We start from the raw sequence: 22169 nt of genomic DNA, 5'->3' as shown, positions 1-22169 counted from the left end.
TATCCGTATTTTTGGGGCCATTTTAGAGTGCGAAAATCTTTTAAACGCGCTCGAAGATAGTTGCTATTCCCTGCCCCAGTCCGATACACATGGTGGCCAGACCAAGAGTAGCATCTTGGTTTTCCATAATATTTAACAAGGTGCCGCAAATTCTGGCCCCTGAACAACCTAAAGGATGTCCCAATGCGATTGCCCCGCCATTCAGATTGACTTTTTCATCAAAATCATCGGCTAATCCTAAACCCTGAATCACGGCAAGTGCTTGCGCCGCAAAGGCCTCGTTCAGCTCTATCACTTCAATATCTGCCATATCTAAACCAGCTTTGTGCAGCGCTTTTTGTGTTGCCGGCACCGGGCCGTAACCCATAATCGCTGGGTCAATTCCGGCCACAGCCATCGCTCGAACCTTCGCTATAGGCTCCAAACCCAGTGCTTGTGCTTTGGCGGCTGACATCACCAACATGATAGAAGCGCCGTCAGAAAGTGCCGACGAGCTACCCGCAGTGACGGTGCCATTGACAGGGTCGAAAGCCGGTCTCAGCTGTGCCAAAGCTTCAAGGTTAGCATCAGCACGGATAACTTCATCCGCTTCTATCAATGTTTTAAAGCCCTGTGCATTATGTCCCTCAATGGGAACCAATTCATTACGAAAGCCACCATTGGTTGCTGCCTGATGGGCACGAAGATGGGAGCGAAGACTAAATTCATCCTGGGCTGAGCGAGAAATTTTATGCATTTTCGCGAGCAGTTCTGCAGTGAGCCCCATCATGGCAGAGCCCTTGGCGACATATTTATTTAACGCGGGACTAATATCTGCCCCGTGCGCCAACGGCACATGTCCCATATGTTCAACACCGCCGACAATAAAACAATCGCCATTATCAGACTGAATCGCCTGTGCAGCAGTATGCAAAGCTGCCATAGATGAGCCACAGAGTCGATTGACGGTTTGCCCGGGACAGCTATGGGGCAAATTTGCTAACAAAGTGATCATGCGGCCAATGTTAATACCCTGTTCCAGGGTTTGGTTAACGCAGCCCCAGATCAGATCATCAATCAGATGAGGATCAAAATTAGGTTGGCGTTGCAGCAAAGCATTCACCAGATTGGCAGACAAGGTCTCCGCCCGCACGTTCCGAAAACCACCATTTTTTGAACGTCCCATGGGGGTGCGCGCGCAATCAATCACAACTGCATCTCGTGGGGATAAACTCATACTTGCCTCCAGTCTAATCGGCCTGTAATTCAGTTTGCTTTAAAAGTATTTGCTTCCATTTTGGCTCATTAATCTTAAGCCTTTTGGTACTTCATACAACTTACCCAATGCTGCGTATTGATCGGCTAATGCACAAAATTTATCTGCCCCGATAGTATCGATATAACGTAAAGCCCCACCCCTAAATTTTGGAAAACCTAGGCCCATAATCAACGCCATATCAGCTTCTGCAGCAGAGGCCACAATACCTTCCTCCAAACAGCGCGCCACTTCCAGACACATAGGAACCATTAAGCGAGCAATAACTTCTTCCTGACTAAACTCCTTCGTTTGTGGCTGAATTTTGCCGATGAAGCCGAGAATATCCTCATTAAAAGTTTTTGCCGGGCGACCTTTGGCATCCGGTTCATAATGATAAAAACCTTTGCCATTTTTCTGACCATAGCGAGAGGCTTCATAAAGAAGATCAAGAATAGAGGTTTCTGCAAACTTCATACGCTCTGGAAAACCTTCTTCCATCACATCAATGCAGTGGTGACAAGTATCAATACCCACCACATCCTGCAAATAGGCCGGCCCCATTGGCCAACCGAAACGCTCCATTATTTTATCGACTTGGCGAAAATCAGCGCCATCTCTAATCAGCAAATTAAACCCTAGAAAATAAGGAAACAGTACGCGGTTTACTAGAAAACCAGGGCAATCATTAACGACTATGGGTGTTTTTCCGATAGCCGTTGCATAGGCAACCACCGTAGCAATAGTTTCGTCACTTGTTTTTTCACCACGGATAATTTCCACCAAAGGCATTAATGGAACCGGGTTGAAAAAGTGCATGCCGCAAAAGCGTTCAGGATTTTTTAGAGCCGTGGCCAGATAATCAATAGAGATCGTTGAAGTATTGGAGGTGATTATGGCACCTTCACCGACCGTATTCTCCACTTCCTCCAAAACCGCCAATTTGATTTTGGGGTTTTCTACGACAGCCTCAACCACGACATCAACCGTTTTAATATCACTCATTTCCAGCGTGGGTTTGATGCTACCCAGTATTTTTGCCATCTCTGCCGGTTTCAAGCGGCCCTTTTCTACACTTTTGTTAAGCTGCTTGGTCGCCTCAGAAATGCCTAAATCCAGCGCCTTGTCCGCAATGTCACGCATGACCACGGGGATTCCTTTTAAGGCGGATTGATAAGCTATACCACCACCCATAATACCAGCACCAAGCACAGCACTTTGCTTAACTGGTTTCGCTAACTGGAGCGCGGTGCCAGCAATTTTTTTCAATGCCTGACTATTGAGGAACAACCCAACCAACGCTTTACAGACATCCGTTTTAGCGACCTGAATAAGGGTTGCGGCTTCAACCTGCAATGCTTCAGCCCGCGCCATATGCGCCGACTTTTCAATCGCCTCAATTGCCGCAAAGGGGGCTGGATAATGCGGCCCTGCCAGTTTCATTATCATGCCTTTGGCGGATTCGAAGGCCATCGTTCCCTCAATGGGACGTAAAGTCAGGGGAGACTTTTTTGCTTGCCGATTGCTAAGCTGATCCAGCTTTCCAGCATGACATTGTTGCAACAGATCGAGCGCAGATTCACGTAATAGAGCGGCATTAACCACGCTATCCGCCACGCCCACTTGCAAGGCGGCATTTGCGGATTGCGATTTACCTGAGGTAATCCACTCTAAGGCATTTTCAGCACCGATTAATCGTGAAAGACGAACACAGCCGCCAAAACCCGGAATAATTCCCAGATTAACCTCAGGCAACCCTACCTTCGCATTGTCCGCTATAACTCGAAAATCTGTGCTTAGTGCAAGCTCAAAGCCGCCACCTAGTGCCTCACCATTAATTGCGGTGACCGTTGCATAGGGGAGATCTTCAATATCGTTAAAAATGCTATGGGTGAAATTGAGGTTGGCCAGTAGTTCTTCATGCGGCAATGCAAATTTGGTGAGAAATTCGTTGATATCGGCACCCAGAATAAAGCTATCCTTAGCACTGCTTATTAACAAGCCTTTGATATCACCTTGACTCTTAATGGCATCGACAGCAGCACGTAGCTCCTGAAGCGCACCTGTATTGAGTATGTTGACTTTGCTTTCTTTTGCATCGAGAACCAGCTCGGCAAAACCCTGGTCCGTTTTTTCGACCTGAATGGTATTACCCTGAAAAATCATTTTTTACTCCAATTAAACTTCATGCAATAAAGGGCGCGTTAACTACCTTTGTTTTGAAATTCCGTGAAGCGGAACTTTGGTCGATCTAAATACATATGTCAATGCTGATAAAGTCAGTTAATCAAAGTTGCTGCACAGACTCTAATACCTGGAATATAGTTTCAACATCTTCACTCTGGCCTTTTTCACGCCAATAAACGCTGACAGCTCCTGGTGTTAATTCAAGCGCAATCGCATCCTCTGGCAAACGTGCTAGCAACGGTTTCAAACCTTCCAAATACCTTGTTTCCGGCCTGGGTGCTCGCGCGCCAAAGCCCCAGCCCCCAATTTCAGGATTTCGCGTAATCGTTTTCCCATAAAGCAACCAAGATTTAGCACCTTTTTCAACCTGTCTGTGTGGTAAACGATAGGCAACACAGTGTATTTTCTCGAAAGGATTACTCGGGTCCTCCAGCTTACTTAGTTGCACTTGAATACCCATACGCATAGCCTGTCTGCGCAACACTATTTGTTGCCGCTCTTTCGCGGAAGGCAGCACCCAAAGCATGGAACCTAACACTAGGCAAACCGCCAAAACAATGACCAATATAGACATTGGCAAGCCCTATAATACGCCAACGATCAGGCGCTAATTTTTAATTGCCTTCTATCATATAGATACTGCTTGGGCTATGCTATTGAGAAATTGCGGTAAAACTGAGTTACTCATCTTAAGCCTACCAATGACAATATAAGGGGTCTTAACCTATGGCTAATTATCAGCATATTTTACTTGCGGTCGATCTTACTGAGGAATCAAAGCCGATTGCGGATAAAGCGGTCGCCCTAGCGCAACAAACTGGTGCTAAATTAAGCATTATCCATGTCATAGAGCCGATTAACTTCGCATACGGTGGTGATATTCCGATGGATTTGACCGCCATTCAAGACCAGCTTGACGAACATGCTCGACAAAAACTCATTACGTTCGCTGAGCCCTACTTGATACCCTCTGAACGACAGCACACGGTTATCGGCTTGCCGCAAAATGAAATTCATCGTATTGCACAGGAACAAGATGTTGATCTCATTGTTGTTGGTAGCCATGGGCGTCGTGGCCTGTCGCTATTATTAGGTTCCACGGCAAATGGCGTGCTACATGGCGCAAAATGCGATGTGTTAGCTGTTCGTGTGGGGTGACACCAACTAGGTCAGGAGCTTTTCATCCACGCACATCACTATCAAATTTTTCATTATTGCTTGAACACCGAGGTAATTGTACATGACGCGTAATCGCCTGTGGCGGGTCTGTGTAATTGGGCTGATATTTTCCTATTTACCCATTCAGACGCTATATGCAAGTTCGCCATCCATTACGCAAGACCCTTGGGTCGATGCTCGTAGCCAGTACGTTGAGGCGCTGAAAGCGTTAGAAAGAGGTCAAACAAAACAATTCAACCAGATTAGAGAACAACTCAAGGACTATCCGCTCTACCCCTACCTCGATTATGCCTATCTTCGTGTCCAAATGAAGCGTCACACGCCAAGTCAGGGTGTTGCTGAGTTTTTGGCCGAACACCCCAATACTCCTCTCGCACCACAACTTAAACATTACTGGTTACGCACACTGGCTAAACGAGGTCAATGGCAACGATATCTGGCGTTTTACGATGATCAGATCAACAGCGTTGAGTTGAAATGCTATGCTCTTTGGGCCGAATACAAAACGCTTGATACCGCTGAGGCGCTAGCAAAAGTCGAACCATTATGGCTAGTTGGGTATTCTCAGCCGAACGCCTGTGAGCCTATTTTTAAAGTCTGGCGCGAACAGTATTTAACTGATGAATTAACTTGGCGGCGATTCTCGCTGGCAATGGCGGCGAGAAAAACCCAGTTGGCACGATATCTGATTCGCTATATGTCACCGGAATTACAAGCGCAAGCGAAGCTTTATCGCGAAATCCATTTCTATCCTGAGCGCTTACAGCGTAAAAATTTTGAGGAACTGGATGCTAAAAGTGAAGAAATATTACTCCATGGTATTAAACGGCTGGCCAGGAAGGACGCTTTGCTTTGCCATTCAATGTGGGAAGCATTCCGAGCAAAGTTCAATTTCAGCGTAGCCATCAAACAAGAAGTCAACCACAGCATTATTCTCAATCTTGCCAAACAGGGCCACACCGTCGCCTTTTCTCAGGCTTTAGCCGACTACCCCTACCCCAATGATACGGCTCTGCTTGAAGCTGGCGTTGAAATGATGATTCGTCAGCAACGATGGGAAGCGGTTATTCAGCTCATCGATTTACTGCCCGCCCCATCTCAGCAAATGCCACAGTGGCAATATTGGTATGGCCGTGCCATGCAATATGCGACTCCGACGGTAAAAGATATTAGCAGTGAAGCAATATACACCCAGCTTGCAAAAACCCGTGATTATTATGGTTTTCTCGCGGCTGATCATTTAAATATCGACTATGAGTTAAGCGCGCAGAGCTATTCGTTGAAAAACAATTTTATTGAGCAATTAAATCAAAGTCCGGGAATGGTGCGCGCGAAAGAATTATTTCTATTGGGCTATACAACAGAGGCTCGACGCGAATGGGTTTGGGCCAGTAAAGCATATGACGCTGACCAACATTACGCAGCGGCATACTTTGCACAGCAATTGGGTTGGAACAGCCAAGCAATTCAATCCGCAATTAGTGCTGAGAGATGGCATGATCTCAACTTGCGCTTTCCTTTAGCGTACCAGGAAGCAATGGACAATGCCGCCACTGACCGTCAGTTGGATGTTAACTGGTTGCTAGCAATAGCCAGGCAGGAAAGCGCGATGAATAGTGATGCTCAATCACCAAAAGGTGCTAGCGGATTAATGCAAATAATGCCGTCGACCGCAAAAAGTTTAAGTAAAAACCACGGTATCAAGTACCGCTCGACTTATGATCTTCTCAATCCGATGAAGAGTATTGAGCTAGCCAGCGCATACCTCAAAGACTTGTTGGTTCAATTTAAGGGTAACAGTATTTATGCGACTGCCGCCTATAATGCCGGCCCTCATCGTGTCAGCGGATGGCTAAAGAAAAACAGTGATCAGCCAATTGATATTTGGATAGAAAGCATTCCCTTTGCCGAAACCCGCCAATATGTTAAAAATGTCCTGGCCTATTCGGTAATTTTTGCTAAGTTAAGACAAGAAGAAGGGTTTCGAATGGCAACAGCGCAATATCTCTCTAATCTATCGCCTCAATTGGCGGCAACGGCAACAAAAACCAATTAAGTAATGCCAAGAGCGCATAGCTTCAATTAAGGAATTTTAATAACCCGCAGGGGTTTATCATCCAAGGAATTTATATAGGCTCATGGCTAGAAAAGACACACTGCTCGCCCGACAACCCATCTATGATACGAGACTAAAAATCTTTGCGTATGAACTACTCTTTCGAGCAAATCACCAACTGAAAGGCGAAATTGATGGCGATAGTGCAACTTCGCTGGTAATGCTTAATGCTTTTTCCGAAATAGGCATGCAAAATCTGGTTGCAAATAATAAGGCCTTTATCAACTTCACCAGAAACCTCATATTAACGCCACCGCCCTTCAGTAGTGCGGATGTGGTGGTAGAAGTGCTTGAAAATATTGAGCCTGATACAGAAGTCATCGAGGGCTTAAAAAAGCTTCGTCAATTAGGCTATACCATTGCTTTAGATGATTTTGTCTACGCGTCTCGGCTGCTACCAATGATAGCGCTGGCAGACATTATTAAAGTCGATGTACTAGCATTCTCTGACCAGCAGTTGGAGGCGCAAGTAAAAACTCTGAAACAGCATCCCGTTAAGTTATTAGCTGAAAAAGTTGAATCACAGGAAATGTATAATCGTTGTAAAGACTTGGGCTTTGACCTTTTTCAAGGTTATTTTCTGTCCAAGCCCGTCATCGTTAAAGGTCGAGTGACGCCCGCAAACAAGTTGGTCGTGATGCAACTGATATCCGATTTACAATCACCCGAAACCAGTAATCCTGAAGTTTTACACAAAACCATTTCTCGTGATCCCAGTTTAAGCTTTAAATTGTTACGCATGATAAATTCCGCCGCCTTTCGGCGGCTCAATAAAATTGAATCGCTTTATCGAGCGATTTTGCTCATCGGTCCCAAAAATATAAAACATTGGGCAAGTCTATTAGCACTTTCCAGCATGGATGATAAACCCCATGCCTTGCACGAACAAACCATGCTACGGGCTAAAATGTGCGAATTTTTAGGTGAAAAAATTCGCGCCGAGCAAAAAGACCTGTTTTTTACCGTTGGCATGTTTTCTATGCTTGACGCCTTTTTTGATACTCCCATGAAAGACTTGCTTGCCTCCATCTCCTTATCCGATGAAATAAACAAGGCATTATTAACGCAAGAAGGCGTTCTCGGTATCGTGTTACAGCTCTCCATTGCCTACGAGCAGGGTCGCTGGGGAGATATCGACTGGCAAGGCATGTCCAAACACGGTCTTTCTATCGAAGATGTAAAAGACGCCTATCTAAAAAGTTTGCGCTGGTCTATGGATGCAAGCAATGCCCTGTTGTCGTCAAAATAAGTCTGTAACGATACTATGCTCGATATTGGCGTAAACCTCACCAGCTCAGCGTTTGATAGTGATCGCGAGCAAGTATTAAACCGAGCCTGGCAAGCTGGTCTAACGGCACTCATCATCACTGGATCCAGCGTTGAAGATAGCGAGAATGCCCTTCAGCTATCTCGCATCCACCCTAACTGTTTTTGCACCGCAGGTGTACATCCCCACCATGCCAGCACCTTTGGCAACAAGACATTAATCCAGCTGAGCCAGATTCTCGAAAATAAACAGGTGAAGGCCGTAGGCGAAACCGGACTGGATTTTAACCGTAATTTTTCTTCAGAAACTGCGCAAGTGCACGCTTTTGAACAGCAATTACAACTCGCTTGCGAAAAGCAATTACCCATTTTTTTGCATCAGCGCGATGCTCATGCCACCTTCTATCCAATGATAAAAGCCTATCGAGACCAGTTGCCTAATGCAGTGCTTCATTGTTTTACTGGCAGTAAAGAGGAGTTGTTCGACTATTTAGACTTGGACCTGCACATAGGCATAACCGGTTGGATTTGCGATGAGCGCAGAGGTGAGGAACTTCAATCGATCATTACAGAAGTCCCGCTCAATCGATTAATGCTGGAAAGTGACGCTCCTTACCTGCTACCGCGCAATATGTCGCCGCGGCCAAAATCACGTCGCAATGAGCCTGCTTATCTGCCATTTGTGTTGGAAAAAGTATCGGAATGTCTGAGTTTGCCGGCTCATCAAATTGCCGAAAAGACAACCAAAACAGCTAGAATTTTTTTTAATATAGATAATTAAACTATTGATTTATCTATCTGATTTTAAATGCTAATTTATCAGCAAGCATTCATGATTTTTAAGTTTTCGAATGGATGCTGTAATAGCAAGCGCCTCGCTTCCGTTTCGGGTAGTGGGTGACTGAAAAAGAACCCCTGCATTTCAGCACAACCTTTATTACGCAAATAAGCCACTTGAGTTTCGTTTTCTACGCCTTCGGCAATCAAATTTAATTTTAGCCCCCGCGCCATCGCGATAATGGCATTAACAATACAGGTTTCATCATCAGCATTTTTTATTTCGTGCACAAAAGCACGATCAATTTTCAGCGTATGGATAGGGAGGCGTTGCAAATAACTCAGCGATGAGTAGCCGGTGCCAAAATCGTCGATAGCAATTTTCACACCGCGATCACTGAGTTGCACCAGTTTTTTAATCGTGTTCTCCATATCTTGCATAATAAGATTTTCAGTGATTTCAACTTCTAGATTATCACCTATCAAACTGTGTTCTTTAATGACTTCCATAATGAAGTTAACAAAATTCTTATGTTCTACCTGTAGCGCGGAAAGATTAACCGCCATCCGGATATCGATTAAACCTGCGCTTTGCCAAGCTCTTAGAGTTGCACAGGCGGTACGCATTACCCACTCACCAATTTGTAAAATAAGCCCTGTCTCCTCGGCAATACCGACAAATTCAGAGGGTAAAATTAAACCGCGCCCTGGTTGTTCCCAGCGCACCAGCGCCTCCATTGCGACGATTTTACCCGTTACCGCATCAACCTGAGGTTGGTAATGCAAGACAAATTCGTTGTTATCCAGCGCCTTGCGCATGTCTCTTTCCAGGGACAACCTGCGTACAGACACTTCATTCATATCATTTGTAAAAAACTGATATTCGTTACTACCACGGCCTTTTATACAGTACATAGCGATATCCGCATTTTTAACCAAGGCATCCATGGTCGTTCCATCATGCGGATACATAGAAATTCCTATGCTAATAGTGACATAGAGCTCATGACCCTCAATAAAAAATGGATCTCGCATTTTAGTAATGATCTTTTTCGCAATTGCCTCAGCATCCTCCGGCCCGTATATCTGTGGCAACAGCAACGTAAACTCATCACCACCGAAGCGCGCCAGCGTATCCCCTTCACGCAAACAATCTTGCAGCCTATGGCTAACGGCCTGTAGCAACTCATCTCCGCAAATATGACCTAGCGTGTCATTTACCAATTTAAATCGGTCCAAATCCAGAAACATGACAGCAAGCCGCTGCCCGGAGCGTTTAGTCTGCGCAAGGGCGAGATTTAATCGATCTTTAAACAGTGCACGATTGGGCAATTGAGTTAATAAATCGTGGTAGGCCTGAAAATTAATAGTGCGTTCCGCTTCTTTACGTTCGGTCATATCGCGCGCAACACCGTAAGTCCCTAAAAATTCTCTATTTCCCCCCTGTTCCTCACTATAAATACCCGTTGCGCTAAGCTCTATTGGAATAGTGTTTGTTTCAAAATGTTTCGGTGCGCGATCAGCATCTTTACATTTAAGACGCAACTCCACATTACGCGGTACTCTATTGTCGGTACGACGCTCATTGAAAACATAACGAGCTTGCTCCATATCTTCGAAGTAGACAATTTCAGAATGATGTTTGCCGATCAACTCTTCTTTTACATAGCCTAAAAGCTGGACAATACGATCATTCACAAAGGTAAAACAGCCTTTCTCATCAAGCATATAGACGATGTCAGGCGAACTGTTCACCATATAGCGATGGAGTCTCTCAGAGGATTGTAACTTATTGTAAATTTCCCGATTTTGCTGCTGTAGTCGACGCTGATCTAGCGCATTCTCGACCGTTTGTAAAAGCTCATCCGGCGCGTAGGGCTTTTTAATATAGTCATAAGCGCGACGTCTTAATACCTGTGACATGGAGTCAAAAGACGTTTCACCGCTCACGACAATCACGGTTGTTTCAATTCCTTTTTCATCAAGATAGTCCATTACCTGATGACCGCTGAAGCCAGGCATTTTAAGGTCAAGCAACATCAGATCAACCGATAAAGTCTTTAACCTCGTTACTGCTTCCTGCCCGCCTAACGCAGTAACGACTTTGTAGCCACTTGCCACCATTAGATCCCGCAGGCTTTGCAGCATGCGGGGTTCATCGTCAACGAGTAAAATGGTTGGTTCTACGAGTTGCTTCATAGTATTCCTATCTGATTTGGTCTTAAGCCAAATTTAATCAAGTCTTGTTGCCCACATTTTAATTATCTATAGCTCGAGGAATGAGTATCTCAAAACGCGTTCCGCTTTTAGTGCCGCTCCGGCAGCTAATCGCACCACCCATATCATCGAGCAAATTTTTGACAATGGTTAACCCCAGACCAGCGTGCCCCTGCCCTTTAGTTGTTTCAACGGGTGAAAACAATTTGGTCTTGATTGCATCTGGAATACCGGGACCATTATCAGCAATTACAATTTCGATATAATTTTTACCGTTGTGGTTTACCAGCCTCTGTGTGCTCACACTAATACGGCCCGACTCTGGCATAGCTTCAGCCGCATTTTTAATGATATTGGTAACAATTTGTTTAAGCGCATTTCTGTCAACAACGATCGGCTCCATCTCTTCGTCAAACTCCACCACCGATTCTATCTGGTGAGTGACGAACAATGAAGAACGAAACACACGTAACAAATCAGAAATCACTGTATTGACATTGACTAACTCATCACCTGCGGAAGTTGTTTGTTTTTCCGCTATGCCCGGCAGTCTCAGCAAAATATTGCCGGCACGCTCCAATTCTTCCTTAATAATGCTGATATCGTCCTGCACGACATGCGATTCATCCAGCTTTGTACTAAGAATATGCACATAATTATTGATGATGCTTAGTGGGTTATTGACTTCATGCACAATTTCTCTGGCGCGCGAGTGATAATACTCCCTATTTTCTTCCTTTCTTTGCTCTTCCGCTTCAGCACTTTGCTGATGAATTAGCATATGGTTAGCCGCTTCATTGGCAAACATACGAAATAAGCGTTGTTGTCTGTCAAGACGCTCCTGCGCGATTTGATCAAAGCCAATAACCAGAACGCCAAGCTCATGCTTGTCGATGACCAGTGGCAAACATAGTATGCCGTCATTGCTCGTCAAGTTGATGACTTGTCGATCAACGACACTGGCGGGCTCGTTTTCATCCAGTCGGAATGAGCTTATGACCTCTCTATTATTAAAACAACGAGCGATCAAACTAGTATCTGAACCTATAGGAATATTGAACTCTTCAATTTTTAAATCTGGCTCTCCAGAAGCTTTACCAGAGAGAGCATTCTGTTTTTGATTTAATAGGAAAAAGAAGCTAGTGCGGGCAGAAAACAAAATATTCAGCCCCTGCTTAATGGTCTGTAGCACCGCTGCTTCGCTTGTCGCCCGTGTTAATTGCTGACGTATGCCATCCATTAAAGCGACATTTCTGACTCGATCCGCTAGCTCCACCTGTTTGATTTCATCGGCGCTGAATAGTTGATCTTGATTAATTGCGGCATCGAGCGGCTCTTCGTCGATTTCAATATCCATCGCCTTCGCAGCTTCTCGCACTTCTTCATGCGCTTTACTCACCACATCCTTCACCAAAGCTTGGTCGAGATCGAAAAGTCTTTCGGCAGTAAGCAGGGCTTGATCATCTGGACGGTCAACAAAATCACAGAGTTGATTCGATAAATAAATAATTTTGACCAAATGATGTGCGTCTATTATTTGATCAACGCTTTCGGACTGATACATGATTGCGTCAGCCATAAAGGAGTCAATTCCCCAGCCGGCAATTAACCAAGCACCCGCCTGGTAACGGTCTCCACCGAAGCGTTCACGCTCTCGCAGAGTTTGGGCTTCTTTGCTTTCTACATCCTCTATAATGGATGTGTATTCTTCATGGAAGTTATTAACAAAAATAAGCTCACCAATGTTGTGCATGAGACCAGCGAGATATGCCTCATCACCATAGGCATAACCGGTCAGCTTAGCAATGGATTTAGCGATAATCGCGCAACTCAGTGAGTCATGCCAAAAGTGCTTCAGACGCCGTGAGCTAGCGGAGTCAAAGCGAGAAAAAAACTGCTGTACAGAGGCTGTGATTGCGATTGTTTTAATCGTGTCCAGCCCCAAGAGCACAAGAGTACGCTCAAAGGTAAGGTTCTTACCCTGACCACCATAATAAGCGGCATTAGCAGCTGATACGACTCGGGCAGCCAGCGCAGCATCCTTTTTGATTAAATCGGAAAGCCGGTCAAAGGCAATAACTTCCGTGTGTGAAGCATCGAGCAGCACTAATAAAACATGCGGCAACGAAGGGAGTTTATCGGCATCGACTTCCGCAAATAGAGTATCAAGCGAATTGGACATTAACCCGTCTTTTGGTGAATTTATTTGTGACAATATACAACCGTCGCTCAGTTAAAAATATCAATAACAAAGCCCATCATCCTGCCGTTTCCCTTATTAAAACCACTCCTTAATTTTGACGAGGGAGTCGAGACCGATTCTTTTTATTACCCTTAAGGAAAAGTGGTAGATTAACTATAGCCACAACAACGCCTTTGTCAAAGCGAAAAAGCGGCAAATTACACATAGACAGCAGATTGCAATGAAGCTCATAAGTTAAAATAAAAGCCATAATTCCTCTTCTGAAAAAAGAGAAAATTTTCGCTTACCTGGAAACTCGGCTATGATTGCAAAATACATTTTTATGTGTCGAAAAAGGACTAATTAGGTTGGTAATGAACAACATTAGAACAACAGATAATGAGGATAACGGACACGAAGACAAAGATATTCCGTCACATCCAGCCATTACCATTGCAATAAGCAGTGGCAAAGGTGGCGTCGGGAAAACCAATATCTCCACAAACCTTGGTATTGAATTAGCTAAAACCGGCAAGCGGGTTTGCATTTTTGATGCAGACACCAGCCTTGCAAATATTAATATTTTATTGAATCTAAATCCGACCCACACGCTCGAACATTTTTTCCGTGATGACTTAAGCATCGATGAGATTATGATGACAGGGCCGGAAAATCTTAAAATCATCCCGGCAGCAACCGGTATTGCGGACTTTATATTACTGGACCAGAAACAACAGACCAAACTGGTCAAGGCATTGGAAAGTCTGGAAAGAAGCTTTGACTACCTGTTAATTGATACTGCAGCCGGCATTAGTGATTCCGTCATACAGTTTATTCAGTCAGCTCAATACGCAGTCATTGTCATCTCCCCAGAGCCGACTTCTCTGACGGATGCCTTCTCTTTAGTGAAAGTGCTAAAACGCAAAGGGCATAAACAGCCTATCTATGTATTAGTCAATATGACCGACAACTACGCGCATAGTATGGAGATTTACCGACGCTTCGCACATGCGGTCAGTAAATATATTCAGACCAAGGTTCGCTACCTTGGCTACATTCCTACTGACAAAGCAGTGCAAACGGCCATTTTGTCACAAATACCCCTCAGCATATCCGCACCTGACTCTCCCGCTGGGCGTTGTATCACGTTATTAGCCAGTATCTTAGTGAAACATTTCAGCCCGGATAAGGCGGCAACACATAAAATAAGCCATTTTTGGCGCTCCATAGCACAGCTTGATGATGTTTCTACTGAGAATCATTCTAAAGATACGGCAACGCCAACCACAGCAGCAGAAAATACCGATGTCACTGAAAGACAAAAGACACGCATAATAGATGAAACAATGACGCAACAAGAAGCGGAGTCTCTATTGGCGGATTTAATTCAATTTTATCTTGGTGAATTTGGCACTTTACCGGAACAGGCAATAGACCTGATAATGCAAGCTTATGTGCAGGAACAGCTTTCAGATACGAGTTTAGCGCTTTTGCAGCAACAGACTTTGACCAGTGACTCCAGTGCCAATAATCAAAGCAACCCGTCGTCCCAACCGAGTAACCTCAAAAAGATAGAAGCCCAAATCGACAGTCTGGTAGCAGACGCAGAACAAACAAAGCAACAATTAACTAAACTGGCAGATCATCTGAACACCAAATTCCGCCAAATATACAATCGTGATATCAGTGTTTCCCGCTCAACAGTTCGCGCCATTAACAGCCAAAAAAAACACCAAGAAAGCCTTAATATTCAAAGGGATGCTGACTCTTTATATCAAAGCTCATTATATGCCGCAGCTGTTGATAGACAGCCTGATAACTCCTGAGACTAAAGTGATTTTGGGTCAAAGGCTTCCTGAATAATTTTGCCTTGATAAAAATCCGTCAACGCCAATGCAAATGTCTGCGCACGGCCGGGCATTCCTACTTTTAAGTAATTAAGAACCTGCTTAGATAGATTGTTAGCAAATAGCGGTCGATTAAAAGCCTCCCCTCCCAGGTTATCAATGCTCATGTGAAATCGGTGCTTAGCAGCAACTGAAAAAATCCATTCTAAAGCCTGGGGTTTGATTTCGACCTGTTCGAATTGCATTTGCTGGGACTCGGAACGACCGTCCGGCAAATACCAATAACCGTAATCGAGCTGGGCTCGTCTTTGCTCCCCTGCAATACACCAATGACTAATTTCATGTAATGCGCTTGAGAAATAACCATGTGCGAAAATTATTTGGTGGTACGGTGCATCCGACCCCGCTGGAAGATAAAGCGGCTCGCCACCGCCTTTTACTAATACGGTATTGTAGGTGTCGCGAAAGAGGTTGTTAAAGAGACGAATAAGATCGCTATACCGATGTAACTGTCCAGTCATTAAAACGTTATCACTTTTTAAACATACTTAAAATTCTGCAAATACTGACGTCGGGGCCATAACAATCCATACTGACCAAAAAGAACGATCTCCGCACGAGCAGGTCTGACTTTATATGAAACATTAAGCTTATTGCAAAACCAAAAACTACCAGGTTAGTTGATATGCCTAATAATATTTCGAAAAAAACCTCAAATGTTATTGATATTTTAAGTAAAAAACCTGTTATAAAAAATTATAACTTACAGTTGATTCGTCTTGCACAGGAAACAGATGGTGTTGTGATGCTCTATGCTAACGACGCCAATCCCGGCAAATTATTTAGTCTGAAAATTATGGGATGGGGACTACAATCGAATGGTGAAGTTGTTGGCTTAGTGCCCTGGCTCAATGAGGTCGTAACCTGCCCGGAACTTAGCGACCCCCTCAACGGCCATTGGGAGGGTTACTTCAACCAAACAACTGGCGATGTATTTTATGTCGCACCGGATCACAAAGCTGTCGAATTAAGGGCTGCTCAGCAATATTATCAAGCGCTGCCAGAGGCCAGCAACCCAACTTATGTACAGGAAATACCCGACGCCATAGGGACTCATGCCATTCTTGCCGCTACCGACGGCAAAAGTTTAGAAATGGCCGAAATATTTAGCTGGCGTCTCACCCCAGAAGGTGACATTCAGGCCATGCTGGTCAATCCTTCGAAGGTTAAAACAACGCCAATACTATTGGGCGATGAGAGTTTATATCCGCTTCAGTCTGAACCCTCATTTAAGTACTATTTTCAATATCGTATTGCTAACAGAATTAAAAACGAAGACCCTGACGCGATAAAAGCGATTGCACTACTGATGGGTCATTAGCACCCGCTAATCAGCGCCTTTGCGTATCAGATAATAAAACTTACTATCTTGCTCTATGGCTTCAACTAAATCATGCCCTAAAAAGCGGCAAAACTTTGGTACATCGCGTTGGGTAGAGGGGTCTGTGGCCACTAAGGATAATAAATCCCCTATCGCAATTTCTGCCATTTTATTATGCAGTAGCATCACCGGCTCTGGGCAATACAATCCACAAGCATCCATATAATGATCGGCTTGTATATTTAAACTCATGGTCACCAAAAACAAAGTATCAATTTAATGGGCCGCAAGTATAGCACCTTCTCGAACGAGGCCAAGACTCTGACTCCGCACGCCATTAAGCCTAAAGATTGATTTTAACTCAGTTTCGCACTGCAAAAAATTGTTGATGGTCTGTAAAATTGGGTTAAACTAGCGCCGTTTTGATTTAAATCAATTGTTACAATTGTAATCAACTTATATCATTTTCAATTCACTTTTCCGTCAAAAAATAATTGGGCCTTTCATGAGTAACGCTATAGATCATCCTACTTACAATTACGACGTCGTACGAAAATTCGCTATTATGACGGTTGTTTGGGGAGTGGTCGGCATGTTAGTGGGTGTGATTATCGCCTCTCAACTAGCCTGGCCGAGCATAATGTATACGGATTTGCCTTGGCTAACTTTTGGTCGGCTGCGTCCCTTACATACCAATGCTGTCATCTTTGCTTTTGGCGGGTCGGCTTTGTTTTCCACCTCATACTATGTAGTACAGCGAACTTGCCACACAACATTGTTTGCCCCGCTGTTAGCCAAGTTTACCTTTTGGGGCTGGCAGCTTGTCATCGTTTCTGCTGCCATCACTCTGCCCTTAGGATTCACATCTTCCAAAGAGTATGCCGAGCTGGAATGGCCTATCGACATCCTTATCACCCTGGTTTGGGTTGGTTACGCAGTAGTATTTTTTGGCACTATTGTTAAACGCAAGACATCCCATATTTACGTCGCCAATTGGTTTTTTGGCGCGTTTATCATAACAATCGCTGTGTTACATATATTCAACAATCTTGAGATACCTATTAGTCTATTTAAATCTTACTCTATCTACCCAGGTGCTATCGACGCGATGATGCAATGGTGGTACGGGCACAATGCGGTAGGATTTTTCTTAACAGCAGGATTTCTCGGTATCATGTATTACTTTGTTCCCAAACAAGCGGAACGTCCTGTCTATTCCTACCGGCTGTCAATCGTCCATTTCTGGGCACTAATTGCGATCTATATTTGGGCTGGACCACACCATTTACACTACACCGCGCTACCCAATTGGACCCAAACTCTGGGCATGGTGATGTCACTTATTCTGTTAGCGCCGTCCTGGGGAGGTATGATCAATGGCGTCATGACTTTATCCGGCGCCTGGCATAAGTTACGCACCGATCCGATTTTAAAATTCCTGGTGGTCTCTCTTTCCTTCTATGGCATGTCGACCTTTGAAGGTCCGATGATGGCGATTAAAACTGTAAACGCCCTCTCTCATTACACAGACTGGACAATAGGTCACGTGCACTCCGGCGCGTTGGGTTGGGTCGCCATGGTGTCTATTGGCGCAATGTATCATTTAATTCCTATTATGTACGGACGTAAATATGGTGACATGCATAGTATTCGCCTGATTAACGTTCACTTCTGGCTGGCAACTATAGGTACCGTACTTTATATCGCCTCAATGTGGGTTAACGGCCTCATGCAAGGCTTGATGTGGAGAGCGTTCAATAACGATGGGACCTTAACTTATAGCTTTGTCGAATCGGTAGAGGCTAGTTATCCCGGATACATAATTCGCGCAATTGGTGGGGCTCTTTTCCTGATCGGCATGTTAATCATGGCTTATAACACATGGAAAACGATGAGAGCTGATGCCCCCGCTGAATTAACCGCCGTTGAACAACCAGCCTAAGGACTAACGCCATGAATCATGACATCGTAGAAAAAAACCTGGGTATCATGTTTGCTTTGATAGTCGTTGTTATCTCCTTCGGCGGATTAGCTGAAATTGTCCCTTTGTTTTTTCTTAAACAAACGACTGAGCCCGTAGCCGGATTAAAGCCATTAACAGCGTTACAGTTAGAGGGACGTGATATCTATATTCGTGAAGGCTGCAACACCTGTCACAGTCAAATGATACGTCCATTTCGCTCAGAAACTGAGCGTTACGGACATTATTCAGTCGCTGGTGAAAGCGTTTACAATCATCCCTTTCTGTGGGGTTCCAAACGCACCGGCCCTGATCTAGCGCGTGTGGGTGAGCGTTATAGCGACGAATGGCACCGGGCGCATCTCTACAACCCTCGCGATGTAGTGCCAGAATCCAACATGCCTAAATTCCCTTGGCTATTTGAAAATAAACTGGATGGTAAGTACACCGCTAAAAAATTGGCCACATTACAGCTATTGGGTGTTCCCTATAGCGATGATGAAATCGCGGCGGCATCTGCGCAGGTACAGGGAAAATCTGAAATTGATGCCCTCGTCGCCTATCTTCAGCAACTGGGCACTGTGCTAAGAGATAAACGCTAATATGAGCATTGTTGATATCCGCGGTATTGCCACACTGCTCGTCATGATAGCATTTATCGGTGTTTGTATTTGGGCCTTTAGCTCAAAACGCAAAAGCCGCTTTGACGAGGCAGCCCAGCTACCCTTCAGTGACGAAGAGCCACCACAAAAAGATACCGGTAAGGAGAAGAAACATCATGAGTAGTTTCTGGAGTATTTGGATTATTATCATCACGCTCGGGTCAATTTTTGCGTACTGGTGGTTGTTACAATCCAACAGCAAAAGTGAAGCCGGCACTGATGGCGAAGCTCCGACAACCGGGCATGTCTACGACGGTATTGAAGAGTACGATAATCCTCTGCCTCGCTGGTGGTACATAATGTTCATTGTCACGATTGTGTTCAGCTTAGTGTATCTAGCCTTGTATCCAGGGCTTGGTACTTTTAAAGGCTTTCTAGGCTGGTCGCAGGAGGCCGCATGGGAAGAGGAAACACAAAAAGCCGATGAAAAATACGGGCCCATCTTTACTGCCTATGCCGCTACCAGCATCGAAGACCTGCAATCGAATAAAAAAGCCTTGCTCTCTGGACAACGCATATTTGCTAACAACTGTGCGGTGTGTCATGGCTCCGCCGCCACCGGTAGCTATGGTTTTCCCAACCTGACCGACAACGATTGGCTCTACGGCGGTGACCCGGCAAACATCAAGGCAACTATTCTAAATGGTCGCAAGGGCGCCATGCCTGCGTGGGGTGCCGTATTAGGTGAGGATGGCGTTAATTCGGTCGCCGAATATGTAATGAGCTTAAGTGGGCGCAATGTTAACCAAAACCTGTTAGCCGAAGGCAAAACCAAATACGATGCCACCTGCGCAATGTGTCATGGTGCCGCAGGCGAAGGGAATATGGCCTTGGGCGCACCAAACCTGTCTGACTCTACTTGGCTATATGGTGGATCCCCTGAACTAATCAAACACTCTATTCGTAACGGGCGAAATGGCGATATGCCTGCTCACAAAAATGTACTTGGCGAAGATAAAGTCCATTTGGTTGCAGCTTATGTCTATAGTCTCTCTACCAAGAATTAAACCATCGCAACTATAATTTGTATGCGCGAAGGTTTGAGTTGAACTGTCAGGATTTACATATCTAAATTTTACTGTTAAATTTACCTTTAAATCTAAAGTATATTGTTGGATTATATCAGCTTTGGCTTGGCACGATTAATTCAGGGCACCATATTCTGACGCAAAAGAGTCTCGATTACGTAATGAGTGACGAAATTCCAGTAAAAAATCTAGCCCAACCCACCGACGACTCGGTAGAGGAAGCGCGACCGGAGTCTTTTAATCTTTATCAAAAACGCGAAAAAATATATACCCGCAAAATTGAAGGCTTTTACCAGCGCCTGAGGCTGTTTACAGGATGGCCTTTACTGATTGGATACTTTTCTCTTCCCTGGCTGAATTGGGACGGACGACAATCAGTACTTTTTGATCTCCCGAACCGGCAGTTCCATATTTTTGATATTACATTTTGGCCGCAGGACTTTATGCTGCTGGCCTGGCTTCTCATCATCGCCGCCTTCGGCTTATTTTTTGTGACGACATGGCTCGGAAGAATATGGTGTGGTTATAGCTGTCCGCAGACAGTCTGGACCAGCATCTTTATGTGGGCCGAACAGGTCACCGAAGGGGATCGGAATGCCCGTGTCAAACTTGACCGTCAACCCTGGAGCATCAATAAAGTCATCAGGAAAACTTTAAAACATGCCATCTGGATTGGTGTTTCTGTCTTCACTGCCCTCACTTTCGTGGGTTACTTCACTCCGATCAAAGAGCTTGTTGTCAGCCTCGTATTTTTTACGCTTGGCCCCTGGGAAGCCTTTTGGCTATTGTTTTTTACGCTAGCAACGTACGGCAATGCTGGTTGGCTGCGCGAACAGGTTTGTATGTACATGTGTCCCTATGCGCGTTTTCAAGCCGCGATGTTCGACCAGGACACCCTCATCGTTTCTTATGACCCCAAACGCGGCGAACAGAGAGGCTCTCGTAAAAAAGGCGCCGCATATAAAGAAGAAGGGTTGGGCGATTGTATTGATTGTCAGCTTTGCGTACAGGTATGCCCAACCGGCATTGATATACGTGATGGCTTGCAGTACGAGTGTATTAACTGCGCTTTATGCATCGACGCCTGCAACAGCATGATGGACAAAATGGAATATCCGCGCGGCTTAATACGCTATACCACTGAGCATAAACTCGAGCATGTAAGTGGCGGGATCATACGCCCAAAGTTGATTGGTTATGGTTTGGCATTGCTGTTGATGAGCCTGGCCTTCTCCTACGCCATTAGCAACCGTACCCCTTTGCAACTGGATATCATCAGAGACCGCAATCAACTTTACCGCGAAACATCTGAGGGTTTAGTAGAGAATACCTACACATTAAAAGTACTCAATATGAGCCAACAAAGTATGCGCTATAGTATCAGCGTTGCAGGGATCGATGACTTAAGGCTCAAGGGGGATACCGCAATAGAATTGGCTGCAGGCGAAGTATTAGCCGTTCCTCTTCGCGTAGAAATAGACCCCGCATTACTACAGAATATCAATATGCAAATTGAATTCAGAGTGGTCGCCACAGACCAAAGTGTTAGTGCTTCAGAACAAACCCGATTTTTAGGGCCTCGAATCCATTAATCAAGGAAATTCAGTATGCATGAGGCCGGTTTAATTAAACCTTGGTATAAGCAATTTTGGCCCTGGTTTCTAATAACCCCGCCGCTTACCGCCGTAATTGGGGGCATAATTACTATCTGGCTCGCCGTGAATAACGATGCCGAGCTCGTCACCAATAATTATTATCAAGACGGCCTGGAGATCAACCAGCGACTCAAGAAGGAGCAGGTTGCGGTAGATATGAGTATTCACGCAACGCTACTGTTTTCGGACACGGATCAGCAGCTGACTCTTTTTTTACAGGGCAATATGCCTGTTCCTAAGTCCCTGGTGCTCAAATTAATGTCGCCACTCCAACAGAAAAAAGATATTTCCTTCCGCCTTACCAAAGTAAATCAAAATCTATTTCGGGCCGAGTTTATCAAGCCGTTAGCGGGACGGTTTTACATTGATTTAGCCCCAGAAAATAGTCTCTGGCGTCTGAAAGGTGAAACTAATTTACCGAATAAAGAAGCCATCGTTATTTCCAGTACGAGTCACCTGACACGTGAATAGCTAGCTA

19 protein-coding genes are annotated in these 22169 nt (G+C 44.9%); 12 read left to right on the top strand and 7 right to left on the bottom strand.

Going from position 1 to position 22169, the window contains the following annotated elements:
• Positions 1-40 precede the first annotated feature (40 nt).
• From fadA to H6995_06945, 3 genes are all read right to left on the bottom strand, one after another.
• Positions 41-1216: an acetyl-CoA C-acyltransferase FadA gene (gene fadA / locus H6995_06955; protein ID MCP5214727.1), complete on the bottom strand. Its 1176-nt coding sequence runs from the start codon at positions 1214-1216 to the stop codon at positions 41-43.
• Between the two features lie 39 nt (positions 1217-1255).
• The gene (gene fadB / locus H6995_06950) at positions 1256-3400 is read right to left on the bottom strand and encodes a fatty acid oxidation complex subunit alpha FadB (protein ID MCP5214726.1); all 2145 of its coding nucleotides are present in this window, start codon (positions 3398-3400) and stop codon (positions 1256-1258) included.
• A gap of 121 nt (positions 3401-3521) precedes the next feature.
• Positions 3522-3995, bottom strand: a complete 474-nt coding sequence (locus H6995_06945) for a hypothetical protein (GenBank protein ID MCP5214725.1) — start codon at positions 3993-3995, stop codon at positions 3522-3524.
• 152 nt (positions 3996-4147) lie between these two features.
• Between H6995_06945 and H6995_06940 the strand changes: the two genes are divergently transcribed.
• The 4 genes from H6995_06940 to H6995_06925 all read left to right on the top strand — a co-directional run bounded on the left by H6995_06940 (position 4148) and on the right by H6995_06925 (position 8763).
• Positions 4148-4579 carry a universal stress protein gene (locus H6995_06940; GenBank protein MCP5214724.1) on the top strand — a complete coding sequence of 144 codons (432 nt, stop codon included), beginning with the start codon at positions 4148-4150 and terminating at the stop codon, positions 4577-4579.
• A gap of 82 nt (positions 4580-4661) precedes the next feature.
• Positions 4662-6656 (top strand): transglycosylase SLT domain-containing protein, encoded by a 1995-nt coding sequence (locus tag H6995_06935; GenBank protein ID MCP5214723.1) that lies wholly within the window; start codon positions 4662-4664, stop codon positions 6654-6656.
• A gap of 82 nt (positions 6657-6738) precedes the next feature.
• Positions 6739-7965 carry an EAL domain-containing protein gene (locus tag H6995_06930; protein MCP5214722.1) on the top strand — a complete coding sequence of 409 codons (1227 nt, stop codon included), beginning with the start codon at positions 6739-6741 and terminating at the stop codon, positions 7963-7965.
• A gap of 15 nt (positions 7966-7980) precedes the next feature.
• Positions 7981-8763: a TatD family hydrolase gene (locus H6995_06925; GenBank protein MCP5214721.1), complete on the top strand. Its 783-nt coding sequence runs from the start codon at positions 7981-7983 to the stop codon at positions 8761-8763.
• Between the two features lie 38 nt (positions 8764-8801).
• Here H6995_06925 and H6995_06920 read toward each other — a convergent pair whose 3' ends face one another.
• Together H6995_06920 and H6995_06915 are read right to left on the bottom strand one after the other, a co-directional pair.
• Complete coding sequence (locus tag H6995_06920) at positions 8802-10958, bottom strand: EAL domain-containing protein (protein MCP5214720.1); 2157 nt, start codon at positions 10956-10958, stop codon at positions 8802-8804.
• Positions 10959-11016: 58 nt separating this feature from the next.
• Positions 11017-13158, bottom strand: a complete 2142-nt coding sequence (locus H6995_06915; GenBank protein MCP5214719.1) for an HDOD domain-containing protein — start codon at positions 13156-13158, stop codon at positions 11017-11019.
• A 326-nt stretch (positions 13159-13484) separates the two neighbouring features.
• Here H6995_06915 and H6995_06910 point away from each other — a divergent pair, with 326 nt between their 5' ends.
• Positions 13485-14984, top strand: coding sequence for a MinD/ParA family protein (locus H6995_06910; GenBank protein ID MCP5214718.1), 1500 nt, complete (start codon positions 13485-13487; stop codon positions 14982-14984).
• Between the two features lie 2 nt (positions 14985-14986).
• Here the strand turns inward: H6995_06910 and H6995_06905 are convergent, their stop codons facing one another.
• Positions 14987-15526 carry an elongation factor P hydroxylase gene (locus tag H6995_06905; GenBank protein ID MCP5214717.1) on the bottom strand — a complete coding sequence of 180 codons (540 nt, stop codon included), beginning with the start codon at positions 15524-15526 and terminating at the stop codon, positions 14987-14989.
• Between the two features lie 164 nt (positions 15527-15690).
• Here H6995_06905 and H6995_06900 point away from each other — a divergent pair, with 164 nt between their 5' ends.
• Positions 15691-16386 carry a hypothetical protein gene (locus tag H6995_06900; protein MCP5214716.1) on the top strand — a complete coding sequence of 232 codons (696 nt, stop codon included), beginning with the start codon at positions 15691-15693 and terminating at the stop codon, positions 16384-16386.
• A gap of 6 nt (positions 16387-16392) precedes the next feature.
• On the opposite strand, the gene tusA is transcribed toward H6995_06900, so the two are convergent.
• Positions 16393-16638, bottom strand: coding sequence for a sulfurtransferase TusA (gene tusA, locus H6995_06895; protein MCP5214715.1), 246 nt, complete (start codon positions 16636-16638; stop codon positions 16393-16395).
• Positions 16639-16891: 253 nt separating this feature from the next.
• Between tusA and ccoN the strand changes: the two genes are divergently transcribed.
• From ccoN to H6995_06865, 6 genes are all read left to right on the top strand, one after another.
• Positions 16892-18328 carry a cytochrome-c oxidase, cbb3-type subunit I gene (gene ccoN / locus H6995_06890; GenBank protein ID MCP5214714.1) on the top strand — a complete coding sequence of 479 codons (1437 nt, stop codon included), beginning with the start codon at positions 16892-16894 and terminating at the stop codon, positions 18326-18328.
• An 11-nt stretch (positions 18329-18339) separates the two neighbouring features.
• The gene (gene ccoO / locus H6995_06885) at positions 18340-18948 is read left to right on the top strand and encodes a cytochrome-c oxidase, cbb3-type subunit II (GenBank protein MCP5214713.1); all 609 of its coding nucleotides are present in this window, start codon (positions 18340-18342) and stop codon (positions 18946-18948) included.
• A 1-nt stretch (position 18949) separates the two neighbouring features.
• Positions 18950-19132 carry a cbb3-type cytochrome c oxidase subunit 3 gene (locus H6995_06880; protein ID MCP5214712.1) on the top strand — a complete coding sequence of 61 codons (183 nt, stop codon included), beginning with the start codon at positions 18950-18952 and terminating at the stop codon, positions 19130-19132.
• Positions 19125-20015, top strand: a complete 891-nt coding sequence (ccoP, locus tag H6995_06875; GenBank protein ID MCP5214711.1) for a cytochrome-c oxidase, cbb3-type subunit III — start codon at positions 19125-19127, stop codon at positions 20013-20015. The genes H6995_06880 and ccoP overlap by 8 nt, the downstream gene beginning before the upstream one ends.
• Positions 20016-20197: 182 nt before the next feature.
• Positions 20198-21628, top strand: a complete 1431-nt coding sequence (gene ccoG, locus H6995_06870; protein ID MCP5214710.1) for a cytochrome c oxidase accessory protein CcoG — start codon at positions 20198-20200, stop codon at positions 21626-21628.
• 15 nt (positions 21629-21643) lie between these two features.
• On the top strand, positions 21644-22162 hold the full coding sequence (locus H6995_06865) for a FixH family protein (protein MCP5214709.1): 519 nt from the start codon (positions 21644-21646) through the stop codon (positions 22160-22162).
• Positions 22163-22169: the final 7 nt, after the last annotated feature.

The sequence above is a fragment of the Pseudomonadales bacterium genome (genome assembly GCA_024234615.1).
Classification (GTDB): Bacteria; Pseudomonadota; Gammaproteobacteria; order Pseudomonadales; family IMCC2047; genus JAJFKB01.
Note: the sequence above shows the minus strand (reverse complement) of the source record. Positions and strands in the feature narration are given on the sequence as shown.